At 39.7% G+C, this 17564-nt stretch carries 13 protein-coding genes and 4 tRNA genes; 5 read left to right on the forward strand and 12 right to left on the reverse strand.

Annotated features, from left to right (window positions below; genetic code table 11):
• Positions 1–264: 264 nt before the first annotated feature.
• Both gluP and BGP15_RS07760 read left to right on the forward strand, forming a co-directional pair.
• Positions 265–1557 carry a glucose/galactose MFS transporter gene (gene gluP / locus BGP15_RS07755; RefSeq protein WP_236586154.1) on the forward strand — a complete coding sequence of 431 codons (1293 nt, stop codon included), beginning with the start codon at positions 265–267 and terminating at the stop codon, positions 1555–1557.
• Positions 1558–1790: 233 nt separating this feature from the next.
• Entirely contained in the window at positions 1791–2636 is an 846-nt protein-coding gene (locus BGP15_RS07760) for a DUF2911 domain-containing protein (protein WP_286769156.1), read from the forward strand.
• An 89-nt stretch (positions 2637–2725) separates the two neighbouring features.
• Here BGP15_RS07760 and cdaA read toward each other — a convergent pair whose 3' ends face one another.
• Positions 2726–3520: a diadenylate cyclase CdaA gene (cdaA, locus tag BGP15_RS07765; protein ID WP_046672648.1), complete on the reverse strand. Its 795-nt coding sequence runs from the start codon at positions 3518–3520 to the stop codon at positions 2726–2728.
• A 60-nt stretch (positions 3521–3580) separates the two neighbouring features.
• Between cdaA and BGP15_RS07770 the strand changes: the two genes are divergently transcribed.
• Entirely contained in the window at positions 3581–4297 is a 717-nt protein-coding gene (locus BGP15_RS07770; protein WP_046672649.1) for a pyridoxine 5'-phosphate synthase, read from the forward strand.
• A gap of 228 nt (positions 4298–4525) precedes the next feature.
• On the opposite strand, the gene lepB is transcribed toward BGP15_RS07770, so the two are convergent.
• From lepB to BGP15_RS07795, 5 genes are all read right to left on the reverse strand, one after another.
• Positions 4526–6094 carry a signal peptidase I gene (gene lepB, locus BGP15_RS07775; RefSeq protein ID WP_112375039.1) on the reverse strand — a complete coding sequence of 523 codons (1569 nt, stop codon included), beginning with the start codon at positions 6092–6094 and terminating at the stop codon, positions 4526–4528.
• Positions 6095–6110: 16 nt separating this feature from the next.
• Positions 6111–6854 (reverse strand): 4-hydroxy-tetrahydrodipicolinate reductase, encoded by a 744-nt coding sequence (gene dapB, locus BGP15_RS07780; RefSeq protein ID WP_070561291.1) that lies wholly within the window; start codon positions 6852–6854, stop codon positions 6111–6113.
• Between the two features lie 204 nt (positions 6855–7058).
• Positions 7059–7781, reverse strand: a complete 723-nt coding sequence (locus BGP15_RS07785; protein ID WP_201640035.1) for a DUF5683 domain-containing protein — start codon at positions 7779–7781, stop codon at positions 7059–7061.
• A 1-nt stretch (position 7782) separates the two neighbouring features.
• Positions 7783–8718: a ParB/RepB/Spo0J family partition protein gene (locus tag BGP15_RS07790; RefSeq protein WP_112375041.1), complete on the reverse strand. Its 936-nt coding sequence runs from the start codon at positions 8716–8718 to the stop codon at positions 7783–7785.
• A gap of 1 nt (position 8719) precedes the next feature.
• Positions 8720–9517, reverse strand: coding sequence for a ParA family protein (locus BGP15_RS07795; protein WP_070561294.1), 798 nt, complete (start codon positions 9515–9517; stop codon positions 8720–8722).
• A gap of 227 nt (positions 9518–9744) precedes the next feature.
• Between BGP15_RS07795 and BGP15_RS07800 the strand changes: the two genes are divergently transcribed.
• Entirely contained in the window at positions 9745–10266 is a 522-nt protein-coding gene (locus BGP15_RS07800; RefSeq protein WP_286710244.1) for an NADPH-dependent FMN reductase, read from the forward strand.
• A gap of 205 nt (positions 10267–10471) precedes the next feature.
• On the opposite strand, the gene BGP15_RS07805 is transcribed toward BGP15_RS07800, so the two are convergent.
• Positions 10472–13417, reverse strand: coding sequence for a M16 family metallopeptidase (locus BGP15_RS07805; protein WP_286769157.1), 2946 nt, complete (start codon positions 13415–13417; stop codon positions 10472–10474).
• A gap of 260 nt (positions 13418–13677) precedes the next feature.
• Here BGP15_RS07805 and BGP15_RS07810 point away from each other — a divergent pair, with 260 nt between their 5' ends.
• Positions 13678–14859, forward strand: a complete 1182-nt coding sequence (locus BGP15_RS07810) for an acyloxyacyl hydrolase (RefSeq protein WP_286769158.1) — start codon at positions 13678–13680, stop codon at positions 14857–14859.
• A gap of 117 nt (positions 14860–14976) precedes the next feature.
• On the opposite strand, the gene BGP15_RS07815 is transcribed toward BGP15_RS07810, so the two are convergent.
• The 5 genes from BGP15_RS07815 to BGP15_RS07835 form a co-directional block, all read right to left on the reverse strand.
• Positions 14977–15051: transfer RNA gene (locus BGP15_RS07815), tRNA-Val, on the reverse strand.
• Positions 15052–15086: 35 nt separating this feature from the next.
• Positions 15087–15161, reverse strand: a tRNA-Val gene (locus tag BGP15_RS07820).
• 9 nt (positions 15162–15170) lie between these two features.
• A tRNA-Val gene (locus BGP15_RS07825) sits at positions 15171–15248 on the reverse strand.
• 9 nt (positions 15249–15257) lie between these two features.
• A tRNA-Val gene (locus BGP15_RS07830) sits at positions 15258–15335 on the reverse strand.
• 130 nt (positions 15336–15465) lie between these two features.
• Entirely contained in the window at positions 15466–17535 is a 2070-nt protein-coding gene (locus tag BGP15_RS07835) for a putative porin (protein WP_286769159.1), read from the reverse strand.
• Positions 17536–17564 lie beyond the last annotated feature (29 nt).

Below are 17564 nucleotides of genomic sequence, written 5' to 3' on the forward strand. Positions count from 1 at the left end.
CTTGGTCTAATTAAAATTCGACAACGTTTATAAGCAAAGGAGGATAAATTTCACAATTTATCCTCCTTTTTTTTGCCAATTAATTATCAAAATACTCCAAAAATATGCCTTTATTTATTTCCAATATTCAATAAATTTAAGTAGTCTTGTAGGATGGATATTTTAAAAATCAACAAAAATTGCATGCAATCGTTTGTCTAAAGCTATTTTTTTGACTGATTTCCAATCTGTGAACGATAACTTAACTAAATATAATTAAAAAAAATGACCACTAATCCTAATTCGGGTAAAACAGCGATAGTTCCTATGCTTATTTGCTGTGCATTATTTTTTATTCTGGGGTATATCACCTGGGCCAATGGGGCATTGATTCCATTTGTACGATTGGCATTTAATTTGGAGACAGATACACAAGCGTTTTTAATCCTTTTTGCCTCGTATATAGCCTATTTTTTCCTGGCATTGCCGAGTTCATGGATTTTAGGTAAAATAGGTTTTAAAAATGGCCTAGTTGCCAGTTTGGTCTTAATTATTATTGGTGCAGTTATTATTATTCCAGCCGCATCTAACCTAAGCTATCAACTCTTCCTTGTTGCAATCTTTGTCCAAGCTTCAGGTATGGCGCTATTACAGACTGCGATCAATCCATACCTCAGTATCATCGGGCCAATAGAAAGTGCTGCCCAGCGGATCTCTATTGTAGGGATTTTCAATAAAACAGCCGGTATGATAGTACCAGTGGTTTTAGGAAGTATTTTATTAAAAGATTACGACAGTATTTCCAGCAAAATTAAAGAACTGAAAGCGGGGGCAGAGCATGATGCTTTGCTCGCTGAATTATCGGAAAGACTTCACGGTCCTTATATTGGCGTAGCCATTGGTGTTGCGATTCTAGCTATTGTCGTATTCGCGGTAAAAATGCCAGAGGTTGATGTCAATAAGGAAGAAGAAACAACAGATGAAGCTACTGTATCTGGTACTAAAAAGACAAGTATCTTCCAGTTTCCACATCTATTTTTAGGATTTCTCGCTATCTTCTTCTGCGTAGCAGTGGAAGTAATGGCAGGTGATATCATTGGCACTTATGGAAGATTATTATCTCTACCTCCATTTTTTGTCAAATATGGTACTACTTTCACCCTTGTCTGCATGCTTGTTGGTTATTTTATTGGTATTATTTCTATTCCAAAATTCGTATCACAACAGACAGCGTTGCGTATCTGTACAATTGTCGGAATTACCTTCACTGCAATTTCCGCATTTTCTACAGGTCTAACGTCCTATATCTTTGTTGCCTTATTAGGTGTCGCAAATGCATTGATGTGGCCAGCTATTTTCCCTCTGGGAATCAAAGGGCTGGGACGATTTACAAAAACAGGATCTGGCATTATGATTATGGGTATTGCCGGAGGAGCAATTTGGCCTTTAATCTATGGTTACCTGAAGGACACTTTACATGTTGATTTTCAACATGCATTTCTCTTTGCAATGGTTCCAGCATACTTATATATCTTGTTTTTTGCCACGAAAGGGCACAAAATCGGAAAAGAAAATTAATATCAAAACAAAATATTGGTATAACGAAAGGGCGTCTAAAAATAGATGCCCTTTTTTGTGAAATTCTTCCTATTTTTAAGTGATGAATCTTCGTTCGATTGCAACAGGGTTCATTTCAAATGCCATGATGTAGAGTGCCTCAACCGAAATAAATGAGCCTCAACCATTAAGTCGCAAAATTCTATATTCATAAATAATCGAGCAAACAAGCTCACAATGTAATTATCGAACAAATGAAAAAGAAATTCTTTGCCATTGCTTTTGCAGCAGCCCTGATGTTTACTGCAAACGAATCCTTTGCTCAGTTAAAACTACCTGCAGCAAGTAGTGCTCAAACAATCACACAGGGATTAGGGATTGAAAATGTGACGCTAAACTATAGTCGTCCAAGCATGAACGGCCGTAAGATTTTTGGTGATCTTGTTCCTTACAACGAAGTATGGCGCACAGGTGCAAATACAAATACCACATTAACCTTTGAAGGTGATGTTGAGTTGAATGGACATAAGCTTTCTGCCGGAACCTATGCGCTTTTCACGATCCCGAACAAATCAGAGTGGACCATTATTATTAGTAAAAACACAAAACAATGGGGCGCCTATACTTATAAACAAACCGAAGATGCCTTACGATTCAATGTTAAACCACAGGCCTTAACAAATCCAGTGGAGACATTTACCGTCTCTTTTGACAATGTTACACCTACAGGTGCTGTATTGAGTCTGGCTTGGGAAAAAACAGCAGTAAAGGTCGACCTCAAAGTCAATCAACAAGCTAAAATATTAGCTGCTATTGACGAGGCGATGAAAGGAGAGAAAAAGCCTTATTTTGCCGCAGCCCAATATTACTTCAGCAATAACTTAGATCTAAATAAAGCACTAAACTGGTTTGACGAAGCAGCCAAAGCTCAACCCAAAGCTGCCCACGTCCTTTATTGGAAAGCAAAAGCTCAATTAAAAGCTGGTGATAAAAAAGGTGCAATAGAAACAGCAACCAAAGGTCTTGAAGTTGCCACAGCAGATAAAAATGGCGAATACATCAAATTAAATACACAAGTGATCAACGCTGCAAAGAAATAGGTATCTCTATCTAAAAATGCCCCCAGAAAGTGTCTAACTTTTTGGGGGCATTGGCATTTAAAACCTTTTTTATAGCTCAGCTTTTTATTTTATAACTCGTCTTTTAGCAATTGCTCAAGTTCTTCTGGTGAAACGTTCATATTGACGTTTCCATCCTTCGCAAAAGATATCTCACCAGTCTCTTCAGAGACGATAACGGCAATCGCATCCGAGATTTCCGTCACTCCAATTGCAGCGCGATGCCGTAGTCCGAATTGCAGCGGTAAATCCTCACTATCCGACAATGGTAGCACACAAGATGCTGTCATAATCTTAAAATCAACAATAACCACCGCACCATCATGTAATGGGCTATTTTTATGAAAGATACTTTCAATCAAGCGCTTGGAGATATGGGCATCAATATACTCACCGCTGCTTTGATAATATTCCTCGTCAAAATACTTTGAGAAAACTAATAGGGCTCCCGTCCGTGTACGCGACATGCTTCTACAGGCTTCAATAACGGGTTTTAGATCCTCCGTCAAATCTTTTTGTATTGCCTTTTTATTCCCGATAAACGACCAAAAAACTTTTTTTCGTTTCATGGATATATTCTTTCCCACGTGTAGTAAGAACCGCCTGATTTCCTGCTGGAATACAACAATCAAAGCAATTGATCCTACGGATATAAAACCGCCAAATATCTCAGTCAGCAAGCGCATATGCATCTGTTTGACGACAATATAAACGCCATAAAACAGTGCTACGCCAATCAGGATATTAACGGCAATGGTCCCCCTAATCAAACTATAGATATAGTAGATAATAATCGCTACCAATATGATATCAATAACGTCCAATAGGCGAAAGCCGCTAAACAGGCTATAGTCGATTCCATCCATATATGCAAGTTAAAAAAAAATAGATATTATTTGTATTTTTACATCATAACATACAGGAAAATGACTAGACTTTCAGTAAATATCAATAAAATCGCAACGCTCAGAAATTCTAGAGGTGGCAATAACCCCAATCTAGTATCTGCGGCACTAGCCTGTGAACGTTTTGGCGCTCAAGGTATCACTGTGCATCCACGACCTGATGAAAGACATATTCGATATCAGGATGTTTTTGATCTAAAAGCAGAAATCCAGACCGAACTCAATATTGAAGGGAATTGCCAAGAACAGAAGTTTATTGACCTTGTATTGGCCAATAAACCAGCACAGGTAACCTTAGTGCCCGATACCGAAGGACAATTAACCTCTAACCATGGCTGGGATACCATTAAAAACAAAGCCTATCTACAAGATATGTGTAAATTGTTCAAAGATGCAGGTATACGTGTTTCTATCTTTGTTGATCCCGTCGAAGAAATGGTAGAGGCCGCGGCCGAAACAGGAACAGATCGCATTGAGCTCTATACAGAAGGATTTGCTACAGAGTATGGCTTCGATAAAGAACTTGCAATAAAACCCTATTTCAAAGCTGCATTAAAAGCACGTGAAGTTGGATTAGGTCTAAATGCAGGCCATGACCTGGACCTCAACAACCTGCAATATTTCAACCAGCACATTCCTGAGCTGCTGGAAGTAAGCATAGGCCATGCGCTTATATCCGATGCACTATACTTAGGGTTAGAGGAAACGATCAAACGTTACCTCGCTTGTTTGAAGTAGTGCAACATTCAGGGAATAGCGTTCATCAGGCAGCACCCTTGTGGTTGAGAAACTGCAAAAATATTCATTAAAACCTTCGTAATTTCGCTGTCACCAGCAGCTCCAAACGAGATCACAAAGGTTTTCTCTTGCTGAGAGAAAACACAGATTCATAAAAAAGGGCTTTCACAACGAAAGCCCTTTTTTATTGCACCCCAAATAGCGGTGTTATTGCTCAAATGGCAGTTGCTAATGAATTCCTTTAAAGATACGGTTCCAGCGAATTTTCGAAAGTCCTGTACCAATCTCATCCCAGCTCATCCAAGTAAATAAAGCCTTTCCGACAACATGATCTTCGGGAACAAATCCCCAACCTCTTGAATCCAAGGAATTATGGCGATTATCACCCATCATCCAAAAATAATCCATTTTAAACGTATAATGGTCTACTTTCACATCATTGATATAGATCCCATCCGAACGTTTTTCTAACTTATTGTTTTCGTAAACGCGGATCGCTCTTTCATAAATGGGCAGAGTCTGTGCATTTAATGCCACCGTCCATCCTTTCTTCGGGATTAAAATCGGCCCAAAATTGTCAAAATTCCATTTGTATTGTGGATCGTACGGATAAGCACCTTCACCACCAGGATTTCTTCTGATTTCTTTGACATTCGACCACGATTTTACTATAGCTAATTCATCTTTTGTCATGAACAACTGATAAACACCAGGCTGCTGATCTCCACCAGCCGCTTCTATTCTCAACTCCCGTAATCTATCCATATTTAATGGGGTACCATCCGTTAAGACGAGATAGTCCAATTGGCTTTCTGGAGGATCAAAACCCGGTTGATCGTTCACAAAGAGTTTAGCATCCTTCATGAAAATTTTATCGCCCGGCAATCCGACACAGCGTTTAATATAGTTCTCCCTTTTATCAATAGGTCTTGCCTGGATCGTAAATTGGGAATTGACAGTCTGCCAGCCATAAGCCCGAACAAGATCGTAATAACTTGCATTTTGGTTCTCGAGCGCGACAGTGTCACCTGCAGGAAAATTGAAAACAACGACATCATTACGCTCAATCTTTTGAAATCCTGGCAAACGCTTATAAGGTAGTTCAATCAATTCAGAATATGCTTTCCCACCAGTGATGGGCATCGTATGATGCGCAAAAGGAAAGGCAATCGGTGTGTTAGGAACCCGTGGTCCATAATTTAACTTGCTTACAAATAAGAAATCCCCGATCAACAAGGTACGCTCCATCGATCCTGTAGGAATCATATAAGCCTCGATCAGAAAACCACGAATAAGTGACGCTGCTACAGTTGCAAATACAATGGCATCTGCCCATTCGCGTACCATGGATTTCTTGTACGGATATTTAATTTTATAATCTTTGTAAGATTCAAGTGCAATTTCGGCACGTTTCTCCTCGGTCAGTTCAATACCTTCCTGAGTAGCTGCCTTTAAATTCTTTGCATATAAACCATTCAAAAAACGCACATTGTTGTCCTTTGCCCACATGGGCAGAACGATAAAAGGCACTAAAACAGCAGCAGCATTCTCCCAAAACCGGCGTTTTCCAAAACAATGGATAAAATCAAGGTAAAGATTATAGAAAACAAAGACATTGACAATTGGCACGAGCAATAAAATTACCCACCATGTAGGTCTTCCCGTCAATTTTGCCTGAATATACTGGCTATAAAAAGGCACGATCGCTTCCCAGCCATTTCTGCCAGCTTTAACAAACAATTGCCACAAACCATATCCCGATATTGCTGTTAAAACCGCAAATATAATTAATCCCATAATCTACTAATTAGTACTATTTATTAAAATCAAAAATTTCAGTAACCTGATAGAAACCTTTTTTGCCATTCAACCATTCAGCAGCAACTACAGCTCCTAAAGCAAATCCATCACGGCTATGTGCGGTATGTTTAAATTCTATTTGGTCAACCTCAGAACTATAAAGTACCGTATGTGTTCCCGGAACCTCTTCAATTCGATGACTTTCTATTAAAAGTTCCTGTGGTTTTGGAATAAGCTCATCCTGTTCACCAACAACAGTATTTACCCAATTGGTTTTCACATCGCTATTATCCAATATCCCCTCTGCAATCGTAATTGCTGTACCACTTGGTGCATCCAATTTGTGAATGTGGTGTATTTCCTCTACCTGAACATCATATTGTTTATAAGGCTGCAATGCCTTCGCCAACATTCTATTGATATGGAAGAATACATTCACTCCGATAGAGAAGTTGGAGCCATACAAAATAGAACCATCAGCATCCAAACACTTCGCCTTAACATCCTCCAGTTGATCATACCAACCGGTTGTTCCGACGACAATAGGTACACCTGCCTCAAGACAAAGATTCATATTATCCAATGCTGCAGAAGGTACACTAAAGTCTATTGCGACATCAGCACCTTTAATATCATCAGCAGTCAGGTTAGGACGATTATGTTCATCGACAACTAAAAAAATTTGATGGCCTCTTTTCAGCGCGTATCTTTCGATAATCTGCCCCATTTTGCCATATCCCAAGAGAATGATGTTCATATATTTAGAAAAAAGTATAGTTTATTTTTAAAATTAAAAAATTTCAATGAAATACCCATGTTTAAAACCATAAACCCGTATGAAAATAAAACTGTTCAGTCCTTATTGTCTTAAATTTGCTTGGGCTATATGAATCCCTTAATAAAGAAATAAACTCATGGATAAACAAAAGGAATCAAAATATAACCTTTAAAACAGGAGATTTTAATTGAATTTCATGGTCAATTTAAGTCCGACCGTAGGTTTAAACGAATAAGTTCCCGACGCGAGACTAGCATCCATTAAAGTAGGTCCTATTAAGAAAGCCGTTTTTTTGGGTTTATCATCACCGATACTCCAGCGATATTTAAGCATCGAGTCGATATAAGCTTCTGCGACATTCAGGCCATAAACACCTAACGTAAGTAGCACCATGAGATCTCGATTTCGCCGCGCATTATCTTTTGCCCGGATGATAGATTGGTCGGAGATTCCGATGTAATAAGGATCAATCGGCTTACCAAGAGCTTTGTCTTGTAATACCCCCAGTAATTCCTTATAATAACGGTTATTAAAATCGAAAACAAGTACGGTTGTTATTAAGCCACCATAGATTGCAGGTACTTTTATCCACCAAACGCCGCCATTTGTATATTGTCCCCAGCCTGGAAGTACTAAAGAGCGCTTCCAAGCTTGTTTATTTTTTGCTTCGATAGCCAAACGGGTTGAATCTTTAAACACAACCTTCTCTTTCGCCTTCGCCTCCTCCTTCTCCCGTTTTTTACGTTCCTTCCGAGATTCCTTCTTTACGGTATCCTGTACCGATTTTTGCTTTATGCTATCTATTTTGACGGGTGCCAACTGTTTCTTAGGAATTGTATCCACAGTCTGTCCATGTACTACCGACAGTGCAAACACCGCAAATATCAAGCTTATTAACTTGGCCATATTACCAATCTAACAATTCAAGAATGCGACTTAAATCATCTTCCGACTCAAAAGGTATCTCAATAGCACCCTTTCCTTTCGTGCTCTTCAGATTCAATTTGACCCGAGAAGAAAATTTCGACGCCAGATCATCTTCAATTTTCTGCAATTGAAAAGACATCGGAGCTTTATCTTTTCCAGCTTTTTTCTTACCGCCTTTTTGTAACTCACGAACCAACTCCTCCGCCTTACGGACGGATAAACCTTGATCAATAATCAACTTAAAGATATAAAGCTGCTTATCAACCTCTGGAATATTAATCAGGGCACGAGCATGTCCCATAGTCAAGGCTCCATCGCGTATTGCCGCTTGAATGACAGGTGGAAGTTTTAATAAACGGAGATAATTTGTAACAGTAGAACGGTTTTTACTAACACGTTCACCCAATTCTTCCTGTTTTAAATTACACTCCTCAATCATACGCTGAAAGCTTAAGGCTACTTCAATAGCATTTAAGTTCTCCCGTTGAATATTCTCAATCAGGGCCATCTCCAGCATCTGCTGGTCGTTGGCGGTACGGATATACGCTGGAATTTCGGTGATACCGGCCAAGCGCGAAGCGCGGAGACGCCGCTCTCCGGAAATCAACTGATAATTTCCGTCCGAAATTTTACGTACGGTAATCGGCTGAATTAAACCCTGTAAAATAATCGATTCCGATAACTCCTGTAAGGCAACCGGATCAAATTCTGTACGCGGCTGAAAAGGGTTGACAGATATTTCTTCTACACGGACATGGCTGATACTGCCATTCTCTTTTGTTGTTTTTACTGCAGTTGGTGTAACTAGAGGAGCTTCTTCCACTTGCTGATTACCTTTAGCAGGAACTTCTACACTATCGTTTAATAGCGCACCTAAGCCTCTTCCCAGTCCTGTTTTACGCTGATGTGCTGCCATATTATGCGGTTACTGTTTTATTCATTTCATTAAGATGCCCGTTTTTCTGTAAAATCTCGCGTGCCAAATTCAAATAATTTATTGCCCCTTTGCAGGACGCATCATGCATGATAACAGAAATTCCAAAGCTTGGAGCTTCGCTCAAACGGGTATTTCGCTGAATAATCGTATCAAAAACTAAATCTGTGAAATGTGTTTTCACTTCCTCGACCACCTGATTTGACAATCTTAAACGAACATCATACATGGTCAACAAAATTCCTTCGATCTCCAAACTTGTATTTAAACGGTTTTGAACGATTTTAATTGTGTTCAACAACTTACCAAGTCCTTCTAGGGCAAAGTATTCGCACTGTACCGGAATGATAACTGAGTCCGAAGCAGATAGTGCATTGATTGTAATTAAGCCTAAGGAAGGCGAACAATCGATGATAATAAAATCATAATCCTGTTTCACCTGATCCAAGATTTTTTTCATCTTGTACTCCCTTTCGTGCATATTGATCATCTCAATTTCTGCCCCAACCAAATCAATATGAGCCGGTAAAAGATCCAAATTTGGCGTTTCTGTTGATTGAATAGCCTCACGAGGATCCAAATCATTCACTAAACATTCGTATACACTTGCGCTGATTGTACGAGGGTCAAAGCCAATCCCAGAAGTAGAGTTTGCTTGGGGATCTGCATCGACCAACAATGTTTTATATTCTAAAACCGCCAAACTAGCCGCCAAATTAATTGACGTTGTGGTTTTTCCGACCCCACCCTTTTGATTTGCGATTGCAATTACTTTTCCCATCTTGAATGAAAACCTTTCTTAATTAAAATGTCATTTTATACTACATTTCACGTTTCTGAAGATCAATTTGCCCAAATTTTAATCTGCGATTCAAATTAACAAAACTAATTCAGCATATTTCGTACTTTTGATTGATCGAAAGCACATATCCTCAGGATGCTAAGATACAAAAAATCAAGATATGTATCCACTTTGAAAATGCGCTTTTTATAAGTATCAACAACACAATGATTTTAATAATATCCGGAACAAACCGTCCCAATAGTAAGACGTTAAAAATAGCAAAATGCTACCAGCAATTACTTGATCGTAAGTCAATTGAAAGTAACATCTTTTCGTTGGAAGATCTACCAGCAAACATTTTAGAAACAGATCTTTACGGAAAAAGAAGCACCGCATTTGAACCCATCCAAGAAATGGTCAGTAAAGCTGAGCTATTTATTTTCATCGCTCCCGAATACAATGGAAGTATTCCAGGAGCACTGAAACTGTTCATTGACTGCTGTACATTTCCGATTAGTTTTTATCACAAGAAAGTTGCATTGGTTGGGTTATCCTCAGGTCGCTATGGCAACCTCCGCGGCATAGATCACCTGACGGGCATATGCCACTACTTAAGAATGCACGTGCTTCCCCTTAAGATCTTTCTACCCAATGTTCAGAACGAACTGAATGATGAAGGGCAGTTATTCAAAGAAGATACGCTGCAATTTATCAACGAACAGATTGAGGAGATTATCAGGTTTTAATACGCTAGTTTTAGTAGCCATGATAGCGAATTCACCTTAAAACTAATCCTACTCGCGAACAGTGAAACAAGGATTCCGTAGCGTGAAACAAGAATAAAAAACAAAGGGCATCACAAAACCTGATACGAAAGAAGCCTCCGGCAAACACCGGAGGCTTCTTTCGTATCATACGCTAATCTAATTCTTAAGACAAGCAATCCGGGATCTAATAGCCGAAGATCTCTTTAAGATCCAGCTTTTTAACCTCGCCCAGTTTCGCAAGATCCTCTGGCTTAAGACTTTCTTCCTTCGCTACAATACAATAAACGTACGGCTTTTGACTCATCTCTTTCTTATGGAAAGTGCTTAGGTCACCATAAGTTAATTTTGGCGCTTGCTCATAGACAACTTTACGAATATCAGTTGCATTTCCCAAACGTTGTGCAGCTAGATAACTACCTAATATAGACGCATTCAACACACGTTCACTGGCAATTGATTTTTCCAGACTTACTTTCGCAATATCCAACCCTTTAGCGCTTTCAGGCAATACATCCAGCAGCTCATTCATGCCTTTAATCGCATCGTTAAACTTATCAGCCTGCGTCCCAACATAGGCCCCAACGGTGTAATGGTTTTCTTTTTTATAAGGCTGTCCATAATAGGCATAAGTTGAATAAGCCAATGCTTTCGATTCACGGATAGTCTGGAAGACAATACTTCCCATGCCGCCACCAAAGTAATTATTAAACAGAGAAACAGTCGGTGTCAAGGCACTACTGTATACTCCTGAGCTTCTATACCAAAATACTTCAGCCTGCTTCATTTCGAAATTAGCAAAAAGAACCTGGTTCTTGCTTGTTGGCAATTCTGCGAACACGACCGCCTTTTTCGCCGGAACATACTCTCCAGCCCCTTGTTTCAAAGGCTTCGCTTTCGCTACAAATTCCGCGGCAGTTAACGGGCCAAAATAAAGCATCGTATGTTTCATATTAGCCAAATCGTGCAATGCCTTCACCAAATCCTCCGCTTTTAAAGCATCCAATTCCGCGTCTGTAAACACATTATTAAATGGATTTTTAGCGCCGTATTTAGCATAAGATTTTAGGCCTTCCATGATCGCTCCCTTGTTTTCTTTCGCATTTGCTCTCGCTTTTTTAAGACGGGCAATATACATTTTGAAAGCCTCCTGATCAGCAACACAATTACGCAATAAATCCTGAATCAAGTTCTGTGTAGCTATAAAGTTTGAATTCAAGCCTGAAATCGACACCATAGTTTCTTCATTTCCTGCAGACACTGAAAAATCAGACGCCAATTGATAAAAATCCTTGCTAAACTGCTCACTGGATTTATCTTTTGTACCTAAAAATTCTAGATAACCCGCAGCCAATGAAAGCAATTTATTGCTCCATTTTCCACCATCAAAACGATAAGACAGCGAAAACAGTTCATTATCTGAGTTCTTTACAGCAAGTACTGGCAAACCGTTTGCAGTAACCTTCTGAATATCTTTGTTGTAATCTACCCATACAGGCTGAATTTTATCCTCTGGCAATGCTTCTACTTTCTTCAAGAAATCAGACTGGTCATCACGATTGACCGTTACGGGAGTAATCTCAGGTTTAACAACTTTAACGACATTATTATCAACTCCCTTACGCTTATAAACAACAACATAATTATTGTCATTCAAATATTTGTTAGCAAAATCAACCACATCTTGCTTGGTGATTTTATTCAACTCATCCGAATAGCCCACGACAGACGCCCAATCCTGACCCGAAGTAAAGGCATCCATCAATGATTCAGCACGATCACCATAACTTTCATTTTGCTTGATTTCGTCTTTCTTAGCGTTGTTCACAATCGCCGTGATCAGCTCATCCGAAAACTCTCCTTTTCTCAATTTTGCCAATTCTTGTAACAGCAGCTGTTGCACCTGTTCCAAGCTCTGTCCCTGACTAGGATTACCCTGCAACAGAAGCAGAGAATAGTCTTTTAACACATACGGAAAAGCACCTGCACCTAATAATTTTTGATTCTTCACCAAATCCAGATCAATCAGACCGGCAGAACCATTTGTCAAGATCTGACTCATCAGATTGAGCATACGGGCATCCTTTGTTGCAGCGCCAGGAAAACGGAATCCCATTAACATAAATTCAGCATCCGGACCTTTAACCTCGCGGACAACAGGAGTTAAAATTGGTTTCTCTGCATCAAACGTGTAGGCCGGAATTTCTTTCGCCTGCATAAAAGCAAAGGCCTTATCCACCTTTTTCACCACCTCTGTAGGATCAAAATCACCCGACATAATAACCCCCATATTGTTAGGGACATAGTAGGTGTGAAAATATTCACGAATCGCTTTCAAAGATGGGTTTTTAAGGTGCTCTACAGTACCAATTGTCGTCTGCTTTCCATAATTATTATTAGGAAAAGCAGCTGAAAACATCGATTCTACAGCCTTACGATTATCTTTATCCAGACTGATATTTTTCTCTTCATACACAGCTTCCAGCTCAGTATGGAACAGACGCAATACCGGATATCTAAACCGTTCTGCCTGTACAGCGAGATACTTATCCATTACATTACTAGGAATTTGCTCCTGATAGACTGTCTGCTCAAATGAGGTGAATGCATTAGTACCTTCCGCCCCCATTGATGCCATCAATTTATCGTATTCATTCGCAATAGCATATTTCGCAGCCTCTCCAGATACTTTATCGATTTCCTTATAGATTGCTTTCCGTTCGGTTTCATCTGTTGTACCATTGTATTTCTCATAGAGCGCATCAATCTGATCTAACAAAGGTTTTTCCTTTGCCCAGTCTTTAGAACCAAATTTATCGGTTCCTTTAAACAGCATATGCTCCAGATAATGGGCCAAACCGGTGTGATCTTTCGGGTCTGTTTTGCTCCCCGCTTTTGTCGCAATGTAAGTTTGGATACGTGGTTCTTTTTTGGTCGGGCTCAAAATCACCGTTAAGCCATTTTTTAACTTGTAAAACCGTGAATGTGTAGGGTCATTCGTGACGTACTTGTAGGTGTACCCCCCCTCAGATGCTTCTTTCCAATCAAATTTGGCGTTTTGAGCAAACAAAGCACACCCTGCTGTTGTTAGTGCAAACGTAACAGCAGTAATTCTAAATAGGTTTTTAATCATATTTCCTTTTTCTTTTCACCTCAAACTTAGATAAATTGCTTTTTATATGCAATATAATTACAGACATAAACAATAATTATTTACCCATTTGACAGCCTGATAGTTAAGCTGCCTAATTTCTCTCACCACTAACCGACATGGTGTGGCTGAAAAATGGCATTTTTTATAACTTGATTTCGCTACTGTTTAAATACTGTTGTTACAATGATATATCATTCTTATTTTTGCAAAAATTTTAAAAAACGCTAACGTTTTATTTCATGAGATCAAGAATACTTGCTTTTGTGGCCCTGACACTGCTCTCCTTTCGTGCCACAGCACAGGTCACACCCCGAATAGAAAATCCGAATGACACTTTACAAAGCCGTACCCCAGCTAAGACGAGACTTATATTCCAACTTGAACATGAAAGCGGGGGCGAACTCAAATTCAATGAGCGCTCCAAAGAAACCCTTGCTGACTCATACTATAGTGGGTTAAATTTTAGAGTCGGTTTTCAGACCCAGTTTCAAGACTCATTAAAGAGTATTTACAATGAAATATACAACTATCCAATATACGGCATAGGCATCTACAGCAGTACTTTTGGTCAGGAGCACCTCGGACGACCTTTCGCCGCCTATGGCTTTGTCGCCATTCCTATTCGGCCAAAAGTAAATTCAAGATGGAATTTCAACTACCGCATTGCGCTCGGTCTTTCCGGGAGATTCAACCCCTATAATGAGGAGGACAATCCGTTCAACCTACTTATTGGGAGCAAAAACAATGTATTTATTGATCTTGGACTTCAGGTCAACTACCGCCTAAATAAAAACTTTCAGGTAGGGGCTGGTGCAGCCTTCCACCACTTCAGCAATGGCGCCCTGGCATTACCGAACACAGGGATAAACCTCGTCCCCTTGAGCCTATCGGTTTCGTATACACCAACAAACAAGCCTTTTGATTATAGAAAAAGTAGTATTCCACAAATGGAGAAAACAGAGGAACTCCATTTCAACTATGCCTTTGGCTTCAAACAGATTGATCGCGAACACGATGGCCAATATTTTAAATCTATGCTAGGTGCATACTACAGCAAGCATTTCGGCTACAAATGGCGGCTTGGCGCTGGGTTTGATGCATTTTATTCAGCCAGTGGAAACGACGAGAAGGTTGCCGGCGACAAAGCCGGAAAATTCTCCGCTTTATTTTCTTACGGCCCCGCATTCTACATTGATCATGTGTTAAATTCACGCCTTTATATCAACGGAAATGTAGGAGTCTATCTTCATCGCAACGAATTCAATGGCGAGAGCATGCCCGTGTATTTAAGAGCAGGAGTACGTTATAAAGTTTACAAAGATTTCTTTGCCGGTGTTTCCATTAAAGCCCATGGCGGTAAAGCTGATTTTATTGAATGGACAACAGGTTACGGAATTAAACTAGGGAAGAAACGGAAATAGTTAGAAAATAAATGCGAAAGATTCCCGAGATAGATTGAATACCGGATCGGGGACTTTCAAATTTACAGCGAATTCAGCCCATAAAAAAAGCGTTCATGAAGAACGCTTTTTTTATCGTGGGGATTACTGGGTTCGAACCAGTGACCCCTACCTTGTCGAGGTAGTGCTCTAAACCAGCTGAGCTAAACCCCCTAACGAAAAAAAAGCACCAATTGATGATGCTTTTGTGGAGGCTACAGGATTCGAACCTGTGACCCTCTGCTTGTAAGGCAGATGCTCTGAACCAGCTGAGCTAAGCCTCCGTTTTGGATTGGTGGAGAATACTGGATTCGAACCAGTGACCCTCTGCTTGTAAGGCAGATGCTCTGAACCAGCTGAGCTAATTCTCCGACTTTGTATGGTGGAGGCTACAGGATTCGAACCTGTGACCCTCTGCTTGTAAGGCAGATGCTCTGAACCAGCTGAGCTAAGCCTCCATACTTTTTTAAAGAACGCCGTTCCCTAATTGCGTGTGCAAATATAGCTTAAAAATTCTATTCTCAAAATTATTTTATAAGATTTTATGCCTTTAATATCACAACAAGCTAAGAAACACCGAAATAATTTTTAATCATAGAACTTCCAAGAAATACCAAATCTAAAATTAGCACTATTCATCGGATAACGTCTGACCGTATAGTAACCATGCGGATAGAAGTTCTGATTTAAAAAATTATAACTCAAAAACATATTTACCCGTTGTATATTCGCTGTAATCCATACATCCATGATTGGATAGGTCGAAAACTCAATCTGTTTGTAAGCATTGTAAAACTGTCCCGTCCCAATTGAATAATTCGGATTGGCATAAGGTGTATTGAACTTTGCGTCCAGACCGATACTATAATCAATAACTTTATAAAACAGGTTACTGTAATACAAACTATGCCAGGTATACAGCTCCGGAACAGCCAGTGTGTTCTGTTGATCTGTCTTTTGATAGACCACGAGATTATCAAACGTAAAATGGTTTAGTTTAAATTTTTGTCCAACGGTTACCTTCAGCAAATTAGCTTTATCCAATTGTGTCGGAACAATCCATTTATCCTTCTTAGGATCGTTCTGTGGATTGGACAACTCTTCGAAATAGGTATAATTGTTCATCAAAAAATACTCCACCTTACCATGGAAACCAAGCATCGGATTGGCATATTGAAAACCCAGATTCTGAATTTTCATCTTTTTAAGATCTAAATCATTCCATTTTCCGTAGGTATAGTTTAAATTCTCGAAAACCATCTCTGGCGATTTATTCTGTGAATAAGCCGACAGGGTCACCTTTCCAATTTTATCCCCCATGGAGATATCCGCTTTAGCTTCATACAAGAAATCCCCAAAGTTGTGACCAAATACAATCTGATTCGCTTTTAAACTAAAATCAAGACGATCTGAAAACTTATACCCTAATTCACCTTTCACGATTCCATTTTGATAAAAGCGATCAAATGTGGTGCTATCCGGCAATTTCTTCAGCGGCTGTGGATAGGCTGAAGTGTTGTTATAATAGCGCATGGAGTCCAACTGATGCTGCTCCACCCAGTTCATGTCGTGCTGAAAAGCCAAATTTAGTTTCGCCTCATTCCTAAAGACCGACTTTCCTCTGAGAAAAAAGTTATATTCAAATTCATTGGAAACATTCGTGATCAGCGTCTTATCACTGTTCAGCGCCAATGCCTTATTATTGTAAGGCAATGCCGCATTTTGGTCATCCATGTTCTTGAAGAAATTATAGGTCTGTCTTCTTATGCGCGTATTATGCGCCATGCTATTGGTCGGATGGATCTGCATGGTCGGCTTTCCTTTATCGATTGTATCCAATCGTCCCAAATAAAGTGACTGTCTCAGGAAGAATGAATTATCCCACCACTTAGATCGAGGTACCCTTGTGTTACCGGCATCATAGAATTTCGGTATAAATCGATCAGGAGACTGTCTATTTCCAGGCGCAAATGGAAGATCTTCTGTAATAGAGCCATTCTCCATGGCATCCAAACGATTAAATACGCCATTGATCAACAAATTATACCGGTTATTTTTCGATTCATACCAAGAAGCAACTGAAGCCTTTAAATCCGAATAATTCTGTCCAAGGTAAAATCCATCCGTTTTAGTAGAATGGAAATCGACATTCATATTCCATTGGGAATTGATATTCTGCGCCACCCGGGCCCTAAAAACCTGGTCATTAAAAAAGAATCCTACCGCGGACAATTCGGAGTACCTCGCCCGGGCCCTAAAATATTGGACCGAATCGGGGTTCAATAAATAACGTTCCAACGCTGTAAAACCAGACTGAAAGCCAATGGTCTTTTTAGGCTGGAACAATAGATCCCGTGTGGCAAGGCCATAAGCCCCAAGGTTCACACTGGGATTCCAAGGTAAATTCTGCGGATTATAATATTGATAATTATGATGTGATGTATCGATCTGCCGTGTATAAGTTCCTTTTTTTAACATATCCAGTGTGGCATATCGGATATACTTCGCAGAAAGGATGACAGAATCTTTCTTCCCGTCCTCTTTGGCTCTGGCCGAATCCAATGCGCTACTCCAATCCTCTTTGCTCTGCGCAATGACATCCACGGAATAAATAAATAAAACACACCATGCGGCAAGTATGCGTACGATCAACTTCATCTAAAATTATATAAAAACCAAAAAAGCTA

It is taken from the genome of Sphingobacterium sp. 40-24 (assembly GCF_001899705.1).
In the GTDB taxonomy this organism is placed as follows: Bacteria; Bacteroidota; Bacteroidia; order Sphingobacteriales; family Sphingobacteriaceae; genus Sphingobacterium; species Sphingobacterium multivorum.

Coding starts and splice junctions, on each gene's coding strand:
- lepB (WP_112375039.1), bottom strand. CDS start 6,094: ATGGGATTAATTATATTTGCGGTTTTAACAGCAATATCGGGATATGGT.
- BGP15_RS07785 (WP_201640035.1), bottom strand. CDS start 7,781: ATGGCCAAGTTAATAAGCTTGATATTTGCGGTGTTTGCACTGTCGGTA.
- gluP (WP_236586154.1), top strand. CDS start 265: ATGACCACTAATCCTAATTCGGGTAAAACAGCGATAGTTCCTATGCTT.
- BGP15_RS07805 (WP_286769157.1), bottom strand. CDS start 13,417: ATGATTAAAAACCTATTTAGAATTACTGCTGTTACGTTTGCACTAACA.
- BGP15_RS07800 (WP_286710244.1), top strand. CDS start 9,745: ATGATTTTAATAATATCCGGAACAAACCGTCCCAATAGTAAGACGTTA.
- dapB (WP_070561291.1), bottom strand. CDS start 6,854: ATGAACATCATTCTCTTGGGATATGGCAAAATGGGGCAGATTATCGAA.
- BGP15_RS07795 (WP_070561294.1), bottom strand. CDS start 9,517: ATGGGAAAAGTAATTGCAATCGCAAATCAAAAGGGTGGGGTCGGAAAA.
- BGP15_RS07835 (WP_286769159.1), bottom strand. CDS start 17,535: ATGAAGTTGATCGTACGCATACTTGCCGCATGGTGTGTTTTATTTATT.
- BGP15_RS07790 (WP_112375041.1), bottom strand. CDS start 8,718: ATGGCAGCACATCAGCGTAAAACAGGACTGGGAAGAGGCTTAGGTGCG.
- BGP15_RS07770 (WP_046672649.1), top strand. CDS start 3,581: ATGACTAGACTTTCAGTAAATATCAATAAAATCGCAACGCTCAGAAAT.
- BGP15_RS07760 (WP_286769156.1), top strand. CDS start 1,791: ATGAAAAAGAAATTCTTTGCCATTGCTTTTGCAGCAGCCCTGATGTTT.
- BGP15_RS07810 (WP_286769158.1), top strand. CDS start 13,678: ATGAGATCAAGAATACTTGCTTTTGTGGCCCTGACACTGCTCTCCTTT.
- cdaA (WP_046672648.1), bottom strand. CDS start 3,520: ATGGATGGAATCGACTATAGCCTGTTTAGCGGCTTTCGCCTATTGGAC.